Source organism: Tritonibacter sp. SIMBA_163, from assembly GCF_046535935.1.
Lineage (GTDB): Bacteria > Pseudomonadota > Alphaproteobacteria > Rhodobacterales > Rhodobacteraceae > Epibacterium > Epibacterium scottomollicae.
This window is the reverse complement of record NZ_JAWJBP010001292.1, coordinates 1-237: the sequence shown is the minus strand read 5'-3', so window position 1 is coordinate 237 and position 237 is coordinate 1. Positions and strand designations below refer to the sequence as shown.

The window sequence follows — 237 nt, the reverse complement described above, 5'->3', positions numbered from 1 at the left end:
GGCGAAGTTCCCCGAAACCGCACAGCTGCCCTTGCTGCCCGAGATCCTGGCGCCGCTGGGCATACAGTTCTCCAAACCCGCCCCGGCAAACGTCACGCTGTTCGTCGCCCTCGCCGCCTGTGTGGTGATCTGGGGTCTGATCTGGCACACGCCTCTCGGCCATGAGATCCGCGCCTTCGGCAAATCCGATCTCTGCGCGGTCTACGCGGGCAACTCGCCGGTTCGCACGGTGATGAT

Annotated in this window: 1 pseudogene; it reads left to right on the top strand. The window is 65.0% G+C overall.

What is annotated here, in order from left to right:
• A pseudogene (locus R0J92_RS26470) lies at positions 1–237 on the top strand (ABC transporter permease); the annotation flags it as partial.